Source organism: Bartonella sp. AP9QHHD (assembly GCF_042195625.1).
GTDB lineage: Bacteria > Pseudomonadota > Alphaproteobacteria > Rhizobiales > Rhizobiaceae > Bartonella.
In genome coordinates, this window is record NZ_JBHIOP010000046.1 from 66,854 (window position 1) to 85,551 (window position 18,698).

Genomic DNA, 18,698 nt, shown 5'->3' on the forward strand with positions numbered 1-18,698 from the left:
CAGCGATCCTCACGCTTAATAAAAACGCAAATGAGCATAATCACTTATCCACTCACAATATTGAGATAGCTCTTGGCATTAGAGATAATTCACAAAAGAAATTAACGTGTAAATAAAAATACTTTAAAAAACTAAAAATGCTTTTTGTAAAGATTCTCAAATACCAAAAGCTCTATCGTAACATTAGAGGCTGAAAAAGCGTATGATGGTACCCGCTTGCTCCTTCATAAGCTTTAAAGAAGGTGGTACATAACAGATTTTATACTATTTATAGCTTTAAAACTATACATGCCATGAATATCATCGTGGAAGTGAACGTTGATATGTACTAAGAAATGCTTCTTAAAAAACACGTAAATACGCAACACAAGTGTATTCCGTTTGGAGCATTCCTCTATTAAAAAACGAGAAAAATAAAAGCGTAAGTCCATGCATAATCTTCATTATTTAAAAGATATTGCATTAGATACTTTTAAAAAAGTAAAGTTGAGTTAAAAAGGAGATGGCAAGACTAGCCATTTATTTCACTTCTGCGCCTTTATTATATTCTTCTAAGATTAAACTGTCTTCTTATTTTAAAGATTACGCCAATATATATATAAATGCTGGTTTTCCACCTTGCTAAGAAAACTGGATGAGCGAGTAAAGCTCTTATCCGTCTTAATATGTGTTTCAAACATGCTTCTGCATTAGGATTAGATGTTGATTTACGAGCAGAAACAAAAGCACACGCTCTCTTAAGAAAGTAACATCATAAAACCATTAAGACCGACAATGGATTGAAGAGAAATGCCGAATTTTTTATAAAACACTTTGCCAAACAACAACCATAATACAACAGACTTTGCGTTTTCTTATTCTGACAGGTGTTTGTACAAATCCGTTGCGTTATATTCTTCAGGAAGATCCGATTAAAGAAAATATATGGACAATGCTTAGCTCGAAATTATAAAAGGTAAGCGTGATACTACAAAAGAGTTTCGTGTGCCTTTATTGATCAGAAAAGAGTACTTTTTCTTAGAAACTTACAATTGAAATCAGTATAGTTTATACTATTCTACATCCGCAGCAATAATGGCTTTGGTAATTGAATCTGGATCTGCAACAGGTTCACCACGTTTAATTTTATCAACATTTTCCATACCTTCAACAACCTGCCCCCATATGGAATATTGACGATCAAGCCACGGAGCATCTGCAAAACAAATAAAAAACTGAGAGTTAGCAGAATTTGGATTCTGACTCCGTGCCATAGAAACTGTACCACGCTTATGAGAAAGATTTGAAAACTCTGCTGTTAAATTTGGTTTTTCTGCTCCCCCCATACCAGCACGTGATAAATTGAATTTTTCACTATCCTTCTTTCCAAATTGCACATCCCCTGTTTGCGCCATAAAACCATCAATAACGCGATGGAAAATAACATTATCATAAGCACCTTCCCGTACCAGTTCTTTAATACGTGCAACATGACAAGGTGCCAAATCAGCAAAAAGCTCAATAACAACTCTGCCCTTTGTTGTTTCAAGAATTAAAGTATTCTCTGGATTTTTATTCTCAGCCATATGGAAAGCTCCCTTGATTCATTTCTCAACTTGTAAAGTAGCAGCATTAATAACATCAGGATTTTTTACAGATCCATTATTACTTGTCGTACCTTTTTTTATTTTATCAACAACATCCATCCCCTTTATAACCTCTCCAACAACCGTATACTGACCGTTTAAAAAAGCAGCATCATCAAAACAAATGAAGAATTGAGAATTCGCGGAATCCGGATCTTGTGACCGTGCCATCCCAACTGTACCACGCTTAAACGGCTGTTTTGAAAACTCTGCCGGTATATTGGGATAATTTGAGCCACCCATACCAACGCGTTTCAGATCAAAATCTCTACTGCCTTTTTTTCCAAATTCTACATCACCAGTTTGTGCCATGAAATTAGGAATAACGCGATGAAACACAACATTATTATAGGCCCCCTCCTCTGTTAATCTTTTGATTTGCGCAACATGCTTTGGCGCCAAATCAGGACGCAGACGAATAATGACATCACCATCTTTGAGAGATAAAACAAGAAGGCTTGCATCGCTTGCTGGTCTAGGATTACCAGCGACAGCGGACAATGAAAAAAAACAAAACACACATATCAAAACAGCAAAAATTCTACGAGACACACTTATTCTCCCCTAAAAGATTGGTATTTCGAGCTTAAAGCTTGTGCAACATTGGGCGGTACAAATGGTGTCACATCACCTCCCATAGAGGCAATTTGGCGTACCAATGTAGAAGTTATCGCGCGCCCAGAAACACTTGCCGGCAAAAAAACAGTTTGCAATTCAGGAGCCATAACACCATTCATTCCTGCCATTTGCATTTCATAATCAAGATCAGTACCATCACGCAATCCACGAATGAGAAATGAAGCACCAACTTCACGCGCCTTCTCAATGAGAAGGTTGCTAAATGAAAGAACCTGCAATCGATTAGAATCTGCACCAAATAAGTCTTTCCCTACCTGCGTAATGAAATCAACACGCTCTTCGAAGCTAAAGAGTGTTTTTTTGTCAGCCTGTATCCCTATAGCGACGACCACCTTATCAGCTAACACAAAACACCCTTTCAAAACATCAAGATGACCATTTGTAAGAGGATCAAAAGAACCCGCGTAAAGAGCAATTTTCATGACTTTACTCCTTCCTCTTAAAAATTATTTTTCTTCGCTCATATCAACTGTATCAGAATGCTTCTCACCTTCATCATCTAATGAACTCGTATCATCTTCAGGTTCAGAAATACGTTCAACCGATACGACTCTTTCACCTTTGGCTGTATTAAAAATTGTGACTCCCTTAGTTGAGCGCCCAGCAGTACGAATTCCCTCAACAGGGACACGAATAAGCTGCCCCCCATCTGATACCAACATAATTTGATCTTGCGCCTTCACCGGAAAAGCCGCTACTAATTTACCAATTTCAGCTGTTTTAGATGGATCTGTTGCGCGAATCCCCTTTCCGCCACGTCCCGAAATCCGGAACTCATAGGAAGAAGAACGTTTACCATAACCAAACTCACTCACTGTCAAAAGCATTTGTTCACGTGCATGAAGTTCTGCATAACGTTCATCTGTTAACTCTGTTTCAGCACCCCCATCTTCTTCATCAAAAGTTATAACATCTTCAACATCAGCATCTGCACCAGAAGCACGCCGTTCATTCATTACACGTTTAATATAAGCAGAACGCTCAATGGACGTCGCCTCGACATGCTCTAAAATTGTCATCGAAATGACTTTATCGCCTTTAGCTAAATTGATACCACGAACTCCCACAGAATTACGCCCAGCAAAGACCCGAACATCAACAACTGGAAAACGGATACATTGTCCTTTGGCTGTTGTTAGAACAACATCATCATGTTCTGTACAGGTTTCAACAGAAAGAATTTCATCTTCTTCATCAAGTTTCATCGCAATTTTACCATTACGATTAACCTGAACGAAATCTGATAATTTATTACGACGCACAGTTCCACGTGTTGTCGCAAACATAATATCTAATGCACTCCAGCTCACTTCATCTTCAGGCAAAGGCATAATCGTTGTAATACGCTCACCTTGTTGTAAAGGAAGCATATTGATCAAAGCCCGCCCACGCGATTGGGGTGTCCCCAGCGGCAGCCGCCAAACTTTTTCCTTATAAACAATCCCACGTGATGAAAAGAAAAGAACCGGAGTATGCGTATTGGCAACAAACAACCGCGTTACAAAATCCTCATCCTTCGTGGACATACCAGAACGCCCCTTACCACCACGTCGCTGTGCACGATAGGTATTAAGAGGCACACGCTTAATATAGCCACTATGGCTTACCGTTACCACCATATCCTCTGGTGCGATCAGATCTTCACTCTCCATCTCAGCGCTACCAAAACCAAATACGGTACGTCGCGGCGTTGCAAATTCCTCACGAAGAGCACTCAACTCATCCTTAACAATAGACATAATGCGTACGCGTGATGCCAAGATCTCAAGATAGTCAGCGATATCCACGCCAATTTTATTCAATTCATCAGCGATTTCATCACGCCCAAGGGCTGTCAATCGTTGCAAACGCAATTCTAAAATAGCACGCGCCTGTTCTTCAGAGAGGTTATAAGTACCATCCTCATGAATAATATGACGAGGATCATCAATAAGTTTAATCAAAGGCGCGACATCCATCGCTGGCCAGCGTCGCTCCATTAACTGTGCACGTGCTGTCTGCGGATCAGGAGCTTTGCGAATAAGCGCTATAATTTCATCAATATTGGCAACAGCAAGGGCAAGGCCAACCAAAACATGTGCTCGCTCACGCGCTTTACGCAAAAGATATTTTGTTCGCCGACTGACAACTTCTTCCCGAAAAGAAACAAATGCACGAAGCATATCAAGCAACGTCATCTGTTCGGGTTTTCCCCCATTCAAAGCAACCATATTACAACCAAAGGAAGTTTGTAGCGGCGTATACCGATATAATTGGTTTAAAACAACTTCCGCAACAACATCTTTCTTCAGCTCAATAACAACCCGATATCCATCACGATCAGATTCGTCACGCAAATCAGAGATTCCCTCAATGCGTTTATCGCGCACCAATTCAGCCATTTTCTCAATCATTGTTGCCTTATTAACTTGATAAGGGATCTCACTCACAATAATTGCTTGTCGACCACTGCGAATTTCTTCGATCTCAACTTTAGCACGCATAATGATTGAGCCACGCCCTGTTTCATAAGCTGCACGAACACCAGAGTGGCCAAGGATAATACCCCCTGTAGGAAAATCCGGACCAGGAATAATTTCAATTATTTTATCGAGTGTGATATCGGGATTATCAATCAAAGCGATACAACCATCAACGACTTCACCAAGATTATGGGGAGGAATATTGGTTGCCATTCCCACAGCAATTCCCCCTGACCCATTAACCAAAAGATTGGGAAAACGCGCTGGTAAGACAACCGGTTCACGCTCACGCCCATCGTAATTATCCTGAAAATCAACAGTATCTTTATCAATATCAGCTAAAAGTTCTTCTGAAACTTTTTCTAAACGACACTCAGTATAGCGCATAGCCGCGGGTGGATCACCATCAACGGAACCAAAATTTCCCTGACCATCAATTAATGGATTTCTTAAAGAAAAGTCCTGCGCCATACGCACTAATGCATCGTAAATTGAAGCATCACCATGGGGATGAAATTTCCCCATAACCTCACCAACAACACCAGCAGATTTACGATACGACTTATTGAAAGAAAGCCCCATCTCATTCATAGCATGAAGGATACGTCGATGAACAGGCTTAAGACCATCACGGACATCAGGGAGTGCACGTGAAACAATCACGCTCATCGCATAATCGAGATAGGAGCGTTGCATTTCATCAATAATACTGATTGGTTCAATACCGGTTAGCACATCACGTTCTGGGTGTGGAGTAAGATCGGTCACAATTTCAAAACTTTCAAAAAAGAATCATTTCACTTTATTTATAGCGAAAAATACACAAAAATGCTAATTTCTCTCCCATGACAAAAAAGAAATTTAACAATACTTTTCAAGATGTTATTAATTTATATTTTAAATTACCAATAATAATTAACAATTTTCACTTCGCTAAACTTCAAAAATCTGAAACAAGCAAACCATAAAATGATCATAATACTGCAATTTAAAGACTCTTAAAAAGGGACGTCATCATCTAATTTGTGTGAAAAACTTTCTCCCAATTGATTATTATTTTGACCAAAAGCATTTCTCTGATTTGAGTGACTATCGGCAAAGCCACCACTATAACTCCCCCCTTGACTTGCTCCTTGCTCCCCGCTCGCAGCTCCCCGCCCATCAAGCATTTGTAATTCGCCACGGTACTTTTGCAAAACAATCTCTGTTGTATAACGGTCATTTCCATTTTGATCTTGCCATTTTCGTGTCTGTAACTGCCCCTCAATATAAATTTTGCTGCCCTTTTTTAAATATTGCTCTGCAACTTTGACAAGGTTTTCATTAAAAATAACAATACTATGCCACTCAGTGCGTTCTTTTCGCTCATTTGTATTCCGATCGCGCCAACTTTCTGAAGTAGCAATACGCAGATTTGCCACTTGATCACCAGAATTCAAACGGCGGATTTCAGGATCCGCACCAAGATTACCAATCAAAATAACTTTATTAAGGCTACCAGCCATCGCATAAACTCCAAAATTTTAATTTGTAAAATACTCTGTTCTATAACAGTTATAACCATCTTGACCTTCAATTTACATGTCGCAATTGACTATCAATATGGGTATTGCTATCCTTTACCAATATTGTATTCAGTGTAATTATAACAAAAGATGATAAAAACGCATAGTTTATTCCACCACGAGAGAATAAAAAGCTGCTCATTTGTATTTTTTTCACAAAACTTATACCTTCCTTTTGCATTAAAGCAGTTAAACACATTATAATTCTAAAAAAACAGTTTTATTCCATTTTAGGTGCTCAATTTTTGCCACATATGCCAAGGATAAAGTATGACTCATCAAAAATATATCTCCATTCGCGGTGCACGTGAGCATAACCTTAAAAATATTGATCTCGATCTGCCTCGTGATAAACTCATTGTTATAACAGGACTTTCTGGATCAGGGAAATCATCCTTAGCGTTTGATACAATTTACGCTGAAGGACAACGCCGCTATGTCGAAAGCCTTTCAGCCTATGCACGCCAATTTTTGGAAGTCATGCAAAAACCCGATGTCGACCGCATAGACGGTCTCTCTCCAGCTATCTCCATTGAACAAAAAACAACCAGTCGCAACCCTCGTTCAACGGTAGGTACCGTTACTGAAATCCACGATTACATGCGTCTTCTCTTTGCACGTATTGGTATTCCTCATTCTCCTGCAACAGGACTTCCTATTGAAAGCCAGACAGTAAGCCAAATGGTGGATCAAATTATGGCCTTACCAGAAGGAACGCGAATTTTTATTATGGCACCCTTAGTGCGAGGACGAAAGGGAGAATATAAAAAAGAGCTAACAGAACTTTTAAAAAGAGGATTTCAACGCGCTAAAGTTGATGGAAAATTCTATGAAATCGCTGATATTCCACCTCTTGATAAAAAATATAAACACGACATCGATGTCGTGGTAGACCGCATTGTTGTACAGAAGGATATCACCTCTCGCTTGGCTGATAGTATAGAAACCTGTTTACAGCTAGCAAATGGGCTTGCCATAGCTGAAATGGCAGACCACCCCTTAGCACAAAAAGAAACGACAAAGGAATCTGCTCATAAATCAAAAAATGATACACACAAACGGCTCATTTTTTCAGAAAAGTTTTCCTGCCCTGTATCGGGTTTTTCTATTCCTGAAATTGAACCACGCCTTTTTTCGTTCAATAATCCTTTTGGCGCCTGTCCTCTCTGCGATGGACTGGGCATAAAAAAAGCAATGGATCCACTGAAAATTGTGCCCAATAAAAATCTTACCCTCAAGAATGGCGCCATTGCCCCTTGGGCTAAGTCAGATTCACTTTACTATAAACAAACCTTAGAAGCATTAGGAAAAGCTTACGGTTTCAAACTCACAGATCAATGGTGTGAACTCTCTAATGAAGCACAACAGGCTATTCTCTACGGTACAAAAAGAGATGAAATTTCTTTTATCTATAAAAATAATTCTGGTTCGCATAAAACGACCCAACCCTTTGAAGGAATCATCCCTAATATGGAGAGACGCTGGAAAGAAACCGATTCTGCTTGGTCTCGAGAAGAAATCGAACGTTATATGTCTTCTTCGCCCTGCCCAGCTTGTCACGGTTATCGTTTAAAACCAGAGGCACTTGCTGTAAAAATAAACGGAATGCATATTGGGCAAATATCAGATCTTTCTATTCTAAAGGCAGATGATTGGTTTGCCAATGTTCATCAATATCTCACAAAAAAACAACGTAATATCGCCGTACGTATTTTAAAAGAAATTCGTGAACGCTTGGCTTTTTTAAATCATGTAGGATTGGAATATCTTACCTTGTCTCGAAATTCAGGAACGCTTTCAGGGGGAGAAAGCCAACGCATTCGGTTGGCATCCCAAATTGGTTCTGGTCTTACAGGCGTTCTTTATATTTTAGATGAACCATCTATCGGTTTACACCAACGCGATAATGAACGCCTGTTGGAAATGCTGCGCCATTTGCGTAATCTTGGCAATACAGTTATTGTTGTTGAACATGATGAAGATGCTATTCTCACAGCAGACTATGTTGTCGATATGGGGCCTGCCGCAGGCGTTCATGGTGGAGAAATCATAGCGCAAGGAACACCGCAGGAAATTATAGAAAATTCAGCCTCTCTCACAGGCCAATACCTTTCAGGAAAAATGGCTGTTAAAATGCCGACAGAGCGACGCAAAATATCAAAAACGAAAACACTTAAAATCATCGGCGCCAAAGGCAATAACCTCAAAAATATCAATGCGAATATTCCTCTTGGAACCTTCACATGCATAACTGGTGTTTCTGGAGGAGGAAAATCAACATTTCTTATTGAAACGCTTTTCAAAGCAGCATCACATCATATCATGGGCTCTCATCACAGCCCTGCCAGCTATGACAAAATTGAAGGATTAGAATTTCTTGATAAAGTCATCGATATCAACCAGTCTCCTATTGGACGCACCCCACGCTCTAATCCCGCAACCTATACAGGTGCTTTTACACCGATTCGTGAGTGGTTTGCCGATCTTCCAGAATCAAAAGCCCGCGGTTACAAAGCTGGGCGTTTTTCATTTAATGTTAAAGGAGGACGGTGCGAAGCATGTCAAGGTGATGGAGTCATCAAAATTGAAATGCACTTTTTACCTGATGTCTATGTTACTTGCGATGTCTGTAAAGGAAAACGCTATAACCGAGAAACACTAGAAATAAAATTCAAAGGACAGTCTATAGCCGATATTTTGGATATGACAATTGAAAAGGCAGAGGAATTTTTCCAAGCTATTCCCGCTATTCATAATAAAATGGAAACTCTCATTAAAGTAGGATTGGGTTACATAAAAGTAGGACAGCAAGCAACCACACTTTCTGGTGGGGAAGCACAACGTGTAAAACTTGCGAAAGAACTTTCTCGTAAAACAACGGGACGTACACTCTATATTTTGGATGAACCGACAACAGGTTTACATTTTCATGATATTTCCAAACTTCTTGAAGTGCTTCACGAACTAGTCGAGCAAGGCAACACAGTTATAGTCATTGAACATAACCTTGATGTTATAAAGACAGCCGACTGGATTATTGATTTAGGACCAGAAGGTGGAGATCGCGGTGGTGAAATTGTTGCAATTGGACGCCCTGAAGACATCATTAAGGTTCCCGCTTCCTATACGGGAAAATTTCTAAAACATGTTTTACTGCGCCCATCTCTCTATAATTCCAATTCTTAGAAACGCTTTCTATTGTAAAATACAGCATACTAACAAAGCCTGTACTTTTATTATTACCTGTAAACCAACACCTAATTCCAGTGGTGCAACACGTTTGAAGCAAAGACTAAAAACAATTTAGCGCTTTATAAGCTGTTTCAGTTGTCGTATTGCCAAATAGGAACGCGCACATAATTGCGTATTTATTCTCTGTTTTGTTTATACCTGAAACGACCAGACAACCTAAACTGGGAAGAATATGAAGTTTTAAGGGTATAAATAAATTTCTATATTTCCATTTCCTTTTAATTTATCTTTATGATTTTCCAAGGCATCCACAGCAATATCTTATAATGAAGATTGCCATTGCTTCACACTTTTATTTATCGCGTTCCTTAATGAAGATCACATTCCTCACGAAGGAACAAAACGCCCCAAAAGGAATATATTTGCGTTGCCAATTCCCACATCTGTTTTAAAGAAACATTTCTCAATGCTCTCAAGCCCATTTCACAACGGCTCCTATGAATGCTATAATGATAAACTCATTATTATACACCACCATCTTTACATTTATGAATCGGCATCATCACACTCTTTTCCAATATTTGTCTTCCCTACTCCCTAATATTGTAAAGCCTTTAATTATCGAAAGCTTTCATAAAAAGCATTTTATTTCTTTTTTCAAATGTTGTTATCCACACACTCATAACTATTTATGATATATAAAAGTATCGTTTTGATTGATTGACGATAAAAAGATCTAAAATGAGAAAATCTTACGCTATTAGAGTTTCTCATTCAATGTGGAGAGCGTCTAATTATCCTTATAAGTCAAGATATTATCTAATAAAAAAGAAACAAAACTCTTTTATTATATTATTTGAATTCTGTATAAGAATTGTAAGTTTTTTTCCCAAAAAACAGTATTTGGCTGTATTCTACAAAAGAAACTCTCCTAACAGAGCATAGAGTGTCATTATTTTCGACTTTTTGTGCACAAAGTATCTGTTGGACATCTTACAGTTGTCAATATAATGTGATGCAGTCTAAAAAGACAAAATAACGTTGGAGATAATTTCAGCATGAAAAAAATTGAAGCCATTATAAAACCTTTCAAACTTGATGAAGTGAAAGAAGCGCTTCAAAAAATTGGGTTACATGGTATTACAGTAACAGAAGCGAAAGGTTTTGGTCGTCAAAGGGAACATACAGAACTTTATCGTGGTACGAAATATGTTGTTGACTTTCTACCTAAAGTAAAGATTGAAATTGTTGTGTCCGATGAAAAACTGGAACAAACTGTTGATGCAATACGTAAAGCAGCTCAAACCAAACATATAGGGGATGGAAAGATATTTGTCTTTTCCATTGATGATGCAATTCGTATAGGCACAGACGAAACCGGTATCGATGCCCTTTAATAAATAACAGGAAAATTCACTTTTTTATCCACCTCAACGCCATATTAAGGAAATTGAATATGACAACCGCATCAGATATTATCAAACAGATTACAGACAACGAAATCCGTTTTGTTGATTTACGTTTTACTGATCCACGAGGAAAATTGCATCACATTACAATGGATATCGCAGAGATCAGCGAGGATACTTTTAGTGATGGTGTCATGTTTGATGGTTCTTCAATTGCTGGTTGGAAAACAATTAATGAATCTGACATGGTTTTAATGCCAGATCCAGCAACAGCACATATTGATCCTTTTTTTGCTCAATCTACTTTGGTCATATTTTGTGATGTACTTGATCCTGTCTCTGGTGAGTTTTATCGTAGAGATCCTCGTTCTATCGCCAAAAGGGCTGAGGTGTATATGAAATCTTTAAACATTGGAGATACAATCAATGTGGGTCCAGAAGCAGAGTTTTTTATCTTTGATGATGTGCGCTATAAAACGGACCCTTACAACACAGGGTTTAAACTCGATTCAAGTGAACTTCCCTCTAATGATGATACGGAATATGAAACAGGAAATCTAGGGCATCGCCCACGAATAAAGGGAGGCTACCTTCCTGTTCCGCCGATTGATTCCTGCCAAGATATGCGTTCTGAAATGCTCACAGCACTCAAAGATATGGGTGTACAGGTCGAAAAACACCATCACGAAGTAGCAGCGGGCCAACATGAATTGGGTATTCGTTTTGATACACTTGTTCGCGAGGCTGACAAGATGCAAATTTTTAAATATGTTGTACATCAAATAGCAAACAGTTATGGGAAAACAGCAACCTTCATGCCAAAACCAGTTTTTGGTGATAACGGCTCTGGAATGCATGTCCACATTTCCATTTGGAAAGATGGCAAACCCATTTTTGCAGGAAATGAATATGCTGGACTATCAGAAACCTGTCTGTTTTTTATCGGTGGTGTTATTAAGCACGCAAAAGCAATAAATGCTTTTACCAACCCATCTACAAACTCCTATAAACGTTTGGTTCCTGGTTATGAAGCTCCTGTTCTTCTTGCCTATTCAGCACGTAATCGTTCTGCATCTTGCCGTATTCCAATGAGCTCCTCACCAAATTCAAAACGCGTAGAAGTTCGTTTTCCAGACCCAACAGCAAATCCCTATTTGGCATTTGCAGCCCTTTTAATGGCTGGTCTTGACGGTATCAAAAACAAAATTCATCCCGGACATGCTATGGATAAAGATCTTTATGATCTTCCCTTAAAGGAACTTAAAGAAATCCCTACTGTTTCAGGAAGCCTGCGTGAAGCGCTTGAAGCACTTGACAAAGATCGTGGCTTTCTTAAAGCTGGCGACGTTTTTGATGATGATCAGATTAATTCCTTCATTCAAGTAAAGATGCAAGAAGTCTTGCGTTACGAAACAACACCCCATCCTGTTGAATTTGATATGTACTATTCTGTTTAAACAATTAATACGTATTCTTTTGATTTTTAAAGTGGAGGCAAAAGCCTCCATTTTTGTGGATATTCTTCTCATGCAAAAGCGCAAGAGGCTTTTTGCTCGCCCGCTTTTCCTTTATAATGTATTGAATCTCTTCAAATGAATTAACAAAGGTTTCTAATGCCGCGAATTTGTTTTCTCGTTCCCGTTCTTTTATGCATTGTCTTTATCACATCAACAACTAAAGCACATACAATAACCAACCAAAAACTTACAACTCTTGAGAAAGCAACATCTGCTTATAGTAAAGCACTTAAAAATGCCGATGCAAATGCCATCTTAAATGCTATTCCTCCCCAAGTCATCAACCGCTTAACCGCCCAAAAAAATCTTAATCAATCACAATTTCTACAAATCATGAAAAGCCAAATAGAACGGTTGGCAGAAAGTTACAAGATTGAAACGATCAACATTGATCAAAAACAAAAACGTGAAGGTACCCTTGATAATGGTACCCCTTATTTTGTTATACCCGTGGAGCTTGTAACCACAACAAATGCTGGAAAAAAATGCTCTATTCAAACTGAAATTATTGCCCTACTTCACGATAACCAATGGTATTTTATCCGTGGTAATGACGAAGCGCTCTTAACCATAACCAATGAACTATTTCCTGGACTTGATAAAGTAAAAACCAATCCTCAAAAAGTCACAAAAATACTCTGAGCGAAAAGAATGCACGTAAATAAAAGATTTTCCCCTATAAACAAGTTGTAACAATTGTAGCAGCAGCCTTAAATTCAACTTTTTTATGAGAACGGCGTGCTATTGTTTCTTTATCCGTTCCCCATTGCTCCATCATCCAATCTTCATCTAAATAGGCAATAGACCAAGCATGATCAGCATCAATGTTTCCCGCTGCAACAGCAAGAGCAATGAGAGCAGATCCCGTTAATGTTGTCATCATATGAAGTGCAGCAAGCATATAAGCAGACTCAACTCTACGTAAATAATTACTGACTGCTTGAAGTGCTTCTGGTGATTGTTCCACATGCATCAGCCCTTCTGTCAAATAAAACCTTGCACCCAGTTTTTTTTCTGCCCAATCTAATAAAGGATCCCATTGCTCAGATTGTTTTTGCACCAACTCTTTAGGTGTTTGTGCACGATAAAAGATCATATCACATGCAACGAAACGCAATAAATCTTCAAAAACCGCCTGCATATCATCAGCGATACCATCAATAACAGTATTAACCAAACGCGTCATCGGCATTTTTGCAGGATCAACAACGTGCTTTTGGTTCTCAAATTCCTGAGCAACATATTCAGCAAACACTTCTGTTGGCACATGAAAATGACGCCTTGCGGGCGTTTTTACAGGACGTTCATCCAACAAAATCGTAAAGCCGCCCTCCTCACAAGCGATCTTCACTTGCTTATAAAACCGTTTTGGGTGTGATTGGAATGAAAGATTTTGAACCTTTTGAACAGAACTCTTCTTATTCAATGGCATATCAACATGATCCAAAATCTCACGCATATTTGTTTACCTCTGATCTTTTCAAAAAAAACGACTGTTTCTTTAGGTTCTGTAGCTTGAATAAGGTTTAATCTGACCTTCTTAACGATTCCAAAGAAGAAAAAAATCTTACCAATCTCAATCTGATTTAAGAGTTATATTTCATGTTTCTTTTACAAACAAGACAATGATGATTGCCTTTTATATATTTAATACAATCATAATAGTAAAACAATTTCTAAAAGTATTATCTTAATTAAGAAGTTAAACATATTGAGTTTTATGGCAAAGATGTTCATGCCTTACCAATTTGCTTATTATTCACCTACAATAGTATTATCAATATGAACAGATTCAAAAACGCTGCTCATCCAAAAAATGATAGAGCAGTACGGTTTACGTGTCATTCACCTTCGCTTAACCATTTCAATAATTCTCTAACATATCCAATAAATACCCTGCATAGAATTTTTCTGCTCAATTACTCCCCTAAAAGACGCTGTTTTACGGCATGATAGAATAATGAACAGACAAAATTATAATTGTAAATTTTCTTTCATATATACATTATTTTATAAAGCACTAAATTACTTAACGCATTGTGCTTGATATACTCTACATATTACACTAGTTTAAATTTAGGCATATAGTTATAAAGAATAGAGATCATGCAATCTGAAAATAATACTTTTATCTATACACTTGGCCCTGCAGATACTAACTGTGCAGCAGCAGCACAGTGGTGGCTTGACAATCACAATAGAAGTGTTTTGTTCACTGACTCGAGATCCCGTATTATCTTATACGCAACTCTTGAAGAAGCATTTAATGAACTTGCTCAGAAAAAGGATGGATATCTCTTAAGCTGTGCTGCTTACCCTGATTTGCATACACTCATATTTACCCGTTTAGGTGATATGCAATTATTTGACAGCTTTATCATGCCTACTCACTCTATGGTTTTAGCTAAACGCAATAACATTGATGAAATTAAAACCGTAGCGACTCATCCTGCCCCGCAATCTCTGGTAGCTCATCAATATGACAAAGTATTTGCCAACAGCAATGCTGATGCAGCCGTTCTTTGTAAGGCTGAAAAAGCCGATGCTTGTATCACAACATCGGTTGCGGCAAATCGCTATAAGCTGAGTATTGTCGAAAATTTTGGACAAGTGCCAATGTCCTTTTTGCTCCACTCACTAAAGTCAACTCATCATGAAAAAATCTGAAGCGCTTCTTTCCATTGTTAACTTGGTTGACAAATTCCGTATGCGCCAAGAACGAGATGGGAGCATTAAAGAACCAACTTCAGCAGATAATAATATGATCAATGAATTGATCACTCTGCTGAACCACCATGCCAATATTCTTGACGGATTATCTCCAAAACTTTTAGCGACCACTTCTGATGATCTTCATCAGTGGATGATCAGCGGTTTAACGACCCCTCCTCAATTTGATAACACTTTGGCTGCTTTCAAAGCCCCATTACCAGATGCGCCCTTGTTTTTCTTGGCTCCAATGCGTGCAACAAATGGACCTGATCCAGAAGGATTCCGGCTGGAATTAGTTACAGGATATCGTCATGAAACGGCCTATCTTGCTGACGCCTCAAAATATACAAATAATTATGTATCACCATTTCAATGTATAAAAATGGGAATAGCATCAAGAGGTTTTTTAGAAGGCAATTGCATTGTTCTATTCCCAGAATCTGTAGCAGCTGCTCAAAAAATTGATAAGCAAGCATTTGCTTTGTTTTTTTTCAGTAAATTCTTTGATATTTACAACAAGCAAACAATTGTGGAAGCTGAACGTTTACTCGGTCGAGATAGTAAATTCCTGTTCGGTCAATTGCATAGTCGTAACTTATCTAAAGAAGACATTTACGATGCTCGCTGTTTGTGGGGCTATTATCATGACTATGCACATCATACCGGACCGCGGCCATTGGATAAAAATCTGTATATAAAATTAAATTGGTTTACAGGTCTTCTAGAAGAAACTAAAGTTGATTTAATTACAGTGCGTATTATGCTACAAAATCATCCAAAATTTTGGAAAGAAATAACTGAATTTATCCTATTAGAACGCATATTTCGTTATCCAAAAGATTCTGATCAGCATATGACATTCGATGCTGGTACAGGGATCTTGCTTTTTGAAATATTGATGCGGAACAAAGCATTGATTGAAACAAATCAAGGTTATCTTCAATTTGATTTGGAGCGTCTTGAAAAAGTAATAATATTGATGATAGCAGATATAGAAGCACTTGAAGCATTAGATGATGACGCTTATTTGGCAGGAGCTAAAGATTATATCCAAAATAATCTTGGTAAGCCGCAAACTTCACAGTCACGATTTAATTTTTCAACATCATCTTATGCACAGCGAGTGATTAGAGGATTAAATCATTGAGTTTTATAAAAGGACGATTATTATTATTTACTTTTGCCATTCTAGCATTGTTTTCCATAAGTTGGTTATTATCTAAGAATTTGGTTAGCAATATACCCGTCATGCATGCGGTTGGACTTAGGTTGTTTGCCACCGCTGCCACCTTATGGCTGATTGCAATATTTCGTGAGAAAGCTGTTTTCAGATCCCTACCATTGCTTTCCATGATACCTTCTTTTTTAATTCTCTCAGTGTTAGGATTTTCGCTGTATTTTGTATGCAGCTTTGGTGCATTAAAATCGCTCAAAGCCAGTGATTTAACCATGGTGCTCGCTACTATTCCAGGAATTACTTATATATTAGGTGCATTGACAAATGTCCTTAAATTCTCATGGCTGAAGCTTAGTGGAGTGATAATTGTCAGTGTAGCAGCTGTAGTATTCAATATAAATAGTGGAGAAGGTGGATATTATAACCTGATAGGAGTAGTGCTTGCCTTAACAGCAGCCCTTTCTTATTCTGCTTATGGCTTATTGTCTAAACGTTATCTTTAAAATCTACCTTTGCTCACCTCACTGGCTTGGATCACGACAATTTCTGCAGCATCATTTATGCCATTATTTATTTTTGATCCTGCCCCACTCTTCTATCTTAAGTTAGAAGATATATTTAAAATATTGATTTTAGGAACTGTTTGCTCGGCACCAGTTTACGTATTATATCAAAAAGTTTTAGCCGAAGGAGGCGTATTATACGCCAACACTATCGGCGTATTATCCCCTTTTGCAGTGATTGCATGTGAATGGATAATCGGCTCGAGCCCTTCTCTCAATATGATCAAAATAATTGCTATGATTGTAGTTGTTATAGGGATGACACTCTTATTTATAGATGCATCAAAGGTATCTACATGGCAACATAAACGCCATTCTCAAAACTCCAAATTTAATAAGGAAACAAAATGAAAAAACTCGCGTTAGTTTGCCAGCGCAATGCAAAATTACCATTTATATTTGAAGCAGCACAAGCAGCTAATATCGAATTAGTAATGATCTATGATACCGCTGAAAGCGCTCCCACTCAACACCCCGCAGCAGTCACTTCAACTTGGCAACTTCCTGTTTTTGATAACCCAGAGCTAGCTCTAGACACTTTTGCAACAGGAGCAAAAGAACGCAATATTGCTGGGGTTATGACCCTTCGCGAAGAAGCCATTCTATGGACAGCTTTGGCTGCAAAAAAAATCAATACTCCAAGTATTGAACCAGAAGTAGCAGCATTAACCAGAAATAAATATCTCATGCGTCAAGCTTTTGCTAAAGCAGGCTTAAGAACACCAGGATTCTTTTATATAGATAATCCAGAAGACCTATCACAAGTACATGCCTTAGACTGTCCACTCGTTATTAAACCCGTCTCTGGATGGGCAAGTGCAGGCGTCATGTTAGCTAAAAATTCCACCGAACTTCCTGATCTCATTAAAGCCGTATGGAATGTTCAGCATAAAGACATGGCACGTTTTAATGATAAAAATAAACCTGTAGGTTTAGTCGTAGAACAGTATTTGTCAGGAAAAGAGTTTGTCGTAGAATGCTTTGTTGATACAGCAGGTGTACACGTTCTATCCGTTGGAGACAAGGGACAGCCTGAGGGACCATGGTTTGAAGAAACAATTTATCGTCAACGCTGTGATATAGATGATCCTTTAATTATTGCTTTATGTGAGGCTGCATGCTCTGGAGTTAAAGCTCTTGGTATAAATATGGGAGCTGCCCATGTAGAGCTACGCCTAGATACTAATAATTTACCTTATATCATTGAGATAGGCGCTCGTATAGGTGGATCAGGTGTTTCCCATTTTATTGTTGAGCAAGGTACAGGAATTTCATTTGCAAAACTATGTATGAATGCCGCTTTAGCTGAACAAACCCCAGACCTTCCCGATATACTCCCAACTGAAAAAGTGGCGGCAAATTATATTATTCCTCTTCATGGGTATGGACGGTTTTCTGGATTTTCAGGTCTAGATAAGGTTGCACAGCATCCTCAAACCGCCAGAACTATCATTTTTTTTGAAACCAATCACATTTCACCACCTCCACCAGCATTTGGTGGATATCCTGGTTTTATTTTCTCTGTTCATAACTCAAACGAAGAAGCACGCAATTACCATAAATGGCTCGATGATACCTTAAGCATCATATGGCAAAATACTGATTTATAATGATAATTTATCGTTATTCATATTGAATGAGAACGCCGATATCGTAGGATTTTCTCATTTTAAATCTGTTTATCAGATGAACAAATTTTTTAAAGCATTTGAAAAATGCTATAGTAGATAAAAATAAATCAACACGATATTTTCATATTTATTAAAACACATGATATCATTATTAAAAGAAGCAACTAAAATTCTGCACAAACAATGGTTTTAATTCCGATAGTAGA

General features: G+C 38.1%; 15 protein-coding genes. 9 read left to right on the forward strand and 6 right to left on the reverse strand.

What is annotated here, in order from left to right:
* Positions 1–1,052: 1,052 nt before the first annotated feature.
* From ACFIK4_RS03355 to ssb, 5 genes are all read right to left on the reverse strand, one after another.
* Positions 1,053–1,565: a peptidylprolyl isomerase gene (locus tag ACFIK4_RS03355; protein ID WP_375611520.1), complete on the reverse strand. Its 513-nt coding sequence runs from the start codon at positions 1,563–1,565 to the stop codon at positions 1,053–1,055.
* A gap of 18 nt (positions 1,566–1,583) precedes the next feature.
* On the reverse strand, positions 1,584–2,177 hold the full coding sequence (locus tag ACFIK4_RS03360; protein WP_375638223.1) for a peptidylprolyl isomerase: 594 nt from the start codon (positions 2,175–2,177) through the stop codon (positions 1,584–1,586).
* A gap of 2 nt (positions 2,178–2,179) precedes the next feature.
* Positions 2,180–2,686, reverse strand: coding sequence for a pantetheine-phosphate adenylyltransferase (gene coaD, locus ACFIK4_RS03365; RefSeq protein WP_375611518.1), 507 nt, complete (start codon positions 2,684–2,686; stop codon positions 2,180–2,182).
* A gap of 24 nt (positions 2,687–2,710) precedes the next feature.
* Positions 2,711–5,494, reverse strand: a complete 2,784-nt coding sequence (gene gyrA, locus ACFIK4_RS03370) for a DNA gyrase subunit A (protein ID WP_375674972.1) — start codon at positions 5,492–5,494, stop codon at positions 2,711–2,713.
* A 230-nt stretch (positions 5,495–5,724) separates the two neighbouring features.
* Entirely contained in the window at positions 5,725–6,231 is a 507-nt protein-coding gene (gene ssb / locus ACFIK4_RS03375; RefSeq protein WP_375611516.1) for a single-stranded DNA-binding protein, read from the reverse strand.
* A 330-nt stretch (positions 6,232–6,561) separates the two neighbouring features.
* Here ssb and uvrA point away from each other — a divergent pair, with 330 nt between their 5' ends.
* The 4 genes from uvrA to ACFIK4_RS03395 all read left to right on the forward strand — a co-directional run bounded on the left by uvrA (position 6,562) and on the right by ACFIK4_RS03395 (position 13,051).
* Entirely contained in the window at positions 6,562–9,477 is a 2,916-nt protein-coding gene (gene uvrA / locus ACFIK4_RS03380; protein ID WP_375611515.1) for an excinuclease ABC subunit UvrA, read from the forward strand.
* A gap of 1,064 nt (positions 9,478–10,541) precedes the next feature.
* Positions 10,542–10,880: a P-II family nitrogen regulator gene (locus tag ACFIK4_RS03385; RefSeq protein ID WP_015856528.1), complete on the forward strand. Its 339-nt coding sequence runs from the start codon at positions 10,542–10,544 to the stop codon at positions 10,878–10,880.
* Positions 10,881–10,939: 59 nt separating this feature from the next.
* On the forward strand, positions 10,940–12,349 hold the full coding sequence (glnA, locus tag ACFIK4_RS03390; RefSeq protein ID WP_375611514.1) for a type I glutamate--ammonia ligase: 1,410 nt from the start codon (positions 10,940–10,942) through the stop codon (positions 12,347–12,349).
* A gap of 156 nt (positions 12,350–12,505) precedes the next feature.
* Positions 12,506–13,051 (forward strand): hypothetical protein, encoded by a 546-nt coding sequence (locus ACFIK4_RS03395; RefSeq protein ID WP_375629043.1) that lies wholly within the window; start codon positions 12,506–12,508, stop codon positions 13,049–13,051.
* Positions 13,052–13,085: 34 nt separating this feature from the next.
* Here the strand turns inward: ACFIK4_RS03395 and ACFIK4_RS03400 are convergent, their stop codons facing one another.
* Positions 13,086–13,868, reverse strand: a complete 783-nt coding sequence (locus tag ACFIK4_RS03400; RefSeq protein WP_375629042.1) for an ATP12 family chaperone protein — start codon at positions 13,866–13,868, stop codon at positions 13,086–13,088.
* A gap of 647 nt (positions 13,869–14,515) precedes the next feature.
* Here ACFIK4_RS03400 and ACFIK4_RS03405 point away from each other — a divergent pair.
* The 5 genes from ACFIK4_RS03405 to ACFIK4_RS03425 all read left to right on the forward strand — a co-directional run bounded on the left by ACFIK4_RS03405 (position 14,516) and on the right by ACFIK4_RS03425 (position 18,471).
* Positions 14,516–15,076 carry a prephenate dehydratase domain-containing protein gene (locus ACFIK4_RS03405; RefSeq protein ID WP_375674976.1) on the forward strand — a complete coding sequence of 187 codons (561 nt, stop codon included), beginning with the start codon at positions 14,516–14,518 and terminating at the stop codon, positions 15,074–15,076.
* Positions 15,063–16,268 carry a DUF6421 family protein gene (locus ACFIK4_RS03410; protein ID WP_375674978.1) on the forward strand — a complete coding sequence of 402 codons (1,206 nt, stop codon included), beginning with the start codon at positions 15,063–15,065 and terminating at the stop codon, positions 16,266–16,268. The genes ACFIK4_RS03405 and ACFIK4_RS03410 overlap by 14 nt, the downstream gene beginning before the upstream one ends.
* 80 nt (positions 16,269–16,348) lie before the next feature.
* Positions 16,349–16,801: an EamA family transporter gene (locus ACFIK4_RS03415; protein ID WP_375675003.1), complete on the forward strand. Its 453-nt coding sequence runs from the start codon at positions 16,349–16,351 to the stop codon at positions 16,799–16,801.
* A 9-nt stretch (positions 16,802–16,810) separates the two neighbouring features.
* Positions 16,811–17,212, forward strand: a complete 402-nt coding sequence (locus tag ACFIK4_RS03420; RefSeq protein WP_375674980.1) for an EamA family transporter — start codon at positions 16,811–16,813, stop codon at positions 17,210–17,212.
* Complete coding sequence (locus tag ACFIK4_RS03425) at positions 17,209–18,471, forward strand: acetyl-CoA carboxylase biotin carboxylase subunit family protein (protein ID WP_375636820.1); 1,263 nt, start codon at positions 17,209–17,211, stop codon at positions 18,469–18,471. The genes ACFIK4_RS03420 and ACFIK4_RS03425 overlap by 4 nt, the downstream gene beginning before the upstream one ends.
* Positions 18,472–18,698 lie beyond the last annotated feature (227 nt).

Bases quoted from the DNA above. Each gene is read 5' to 3' on its own strand.
- uvrA (WP_375611515.1), top strand. From the start codon at position 6,562: ATGACTCATCAAAAATATATCTCCATTCGCGGTGCACGTGAGCATAAC.
- ACFIK4_RS03425 (WP_375636820.1), top strand. From the start codon at position 17,209: ATGAAAAAACTCGCGTTAGTTTGCCAGCGCAATGCAAAATTACCATTT.
- ACFIK4_RS03400 (WP_375629042.1), bottom strand. From the start codon at position 13,868: ATGCGTGAGATTTTGGATCATGTTGATATGCCATTGAATAAGAAGAGT.
- ssb (WP_375611516.1), bottom strand. From the start codon at position 6,231: ATGGCTGGTAGCCTTAATAAAGTTATTTTGATTGGTAATCTTGGTGCG.
- ACFIK4_RS03395 (WP_375629043.1), top strand. From the start codon at position 12,506: ATGCCGCGAATTTGTTTTCTCGTTCCCGTTCTTTTATGCATTGTCTTT.
- ACFIK4_RS03405 (WP_375674976.1), top strand. From the start codon at position 14,516: ATGCAATCTGAAAATAATACTTTTATCTATACACTTGGCCCTGCAGAT.
- ACFIK4_RS03385 (WP_015856528.1), top strand. From the start codon at position 10,542: ATGAAAAAAATTGAAGCCATTATAAAACCTTTCAAACTTGATGAAGTG.
- ACFIK4_RS03355 (WP_375611520.1), bottom strand. From the start codon at position 1,565: ATGGCTGAGAATAAAAATCCAGAGAATACTTTAATTCTTGAAACAACA.
- coaD (WP_375611518.1), bottom strand. From the start codon at position 2,686: ATGAAAATTGCTCTTTACGCGGGTTCTTTTGATCCTCTTACAAATGGT.
- ACFIK4_RS03410 (WP_375674978.1), top strand. From the start codon at position 15,063: ATGAAAAAATCTGAAGCGCTTCTTTCCATTGTTAACTTGGTTGACAAA.
- glnA (WP_375611514.1), top strand. From the start codon at position 10,940: ATGACAACCGCATCAGATATTATCAAACAGATTACAGACAACGAAATC.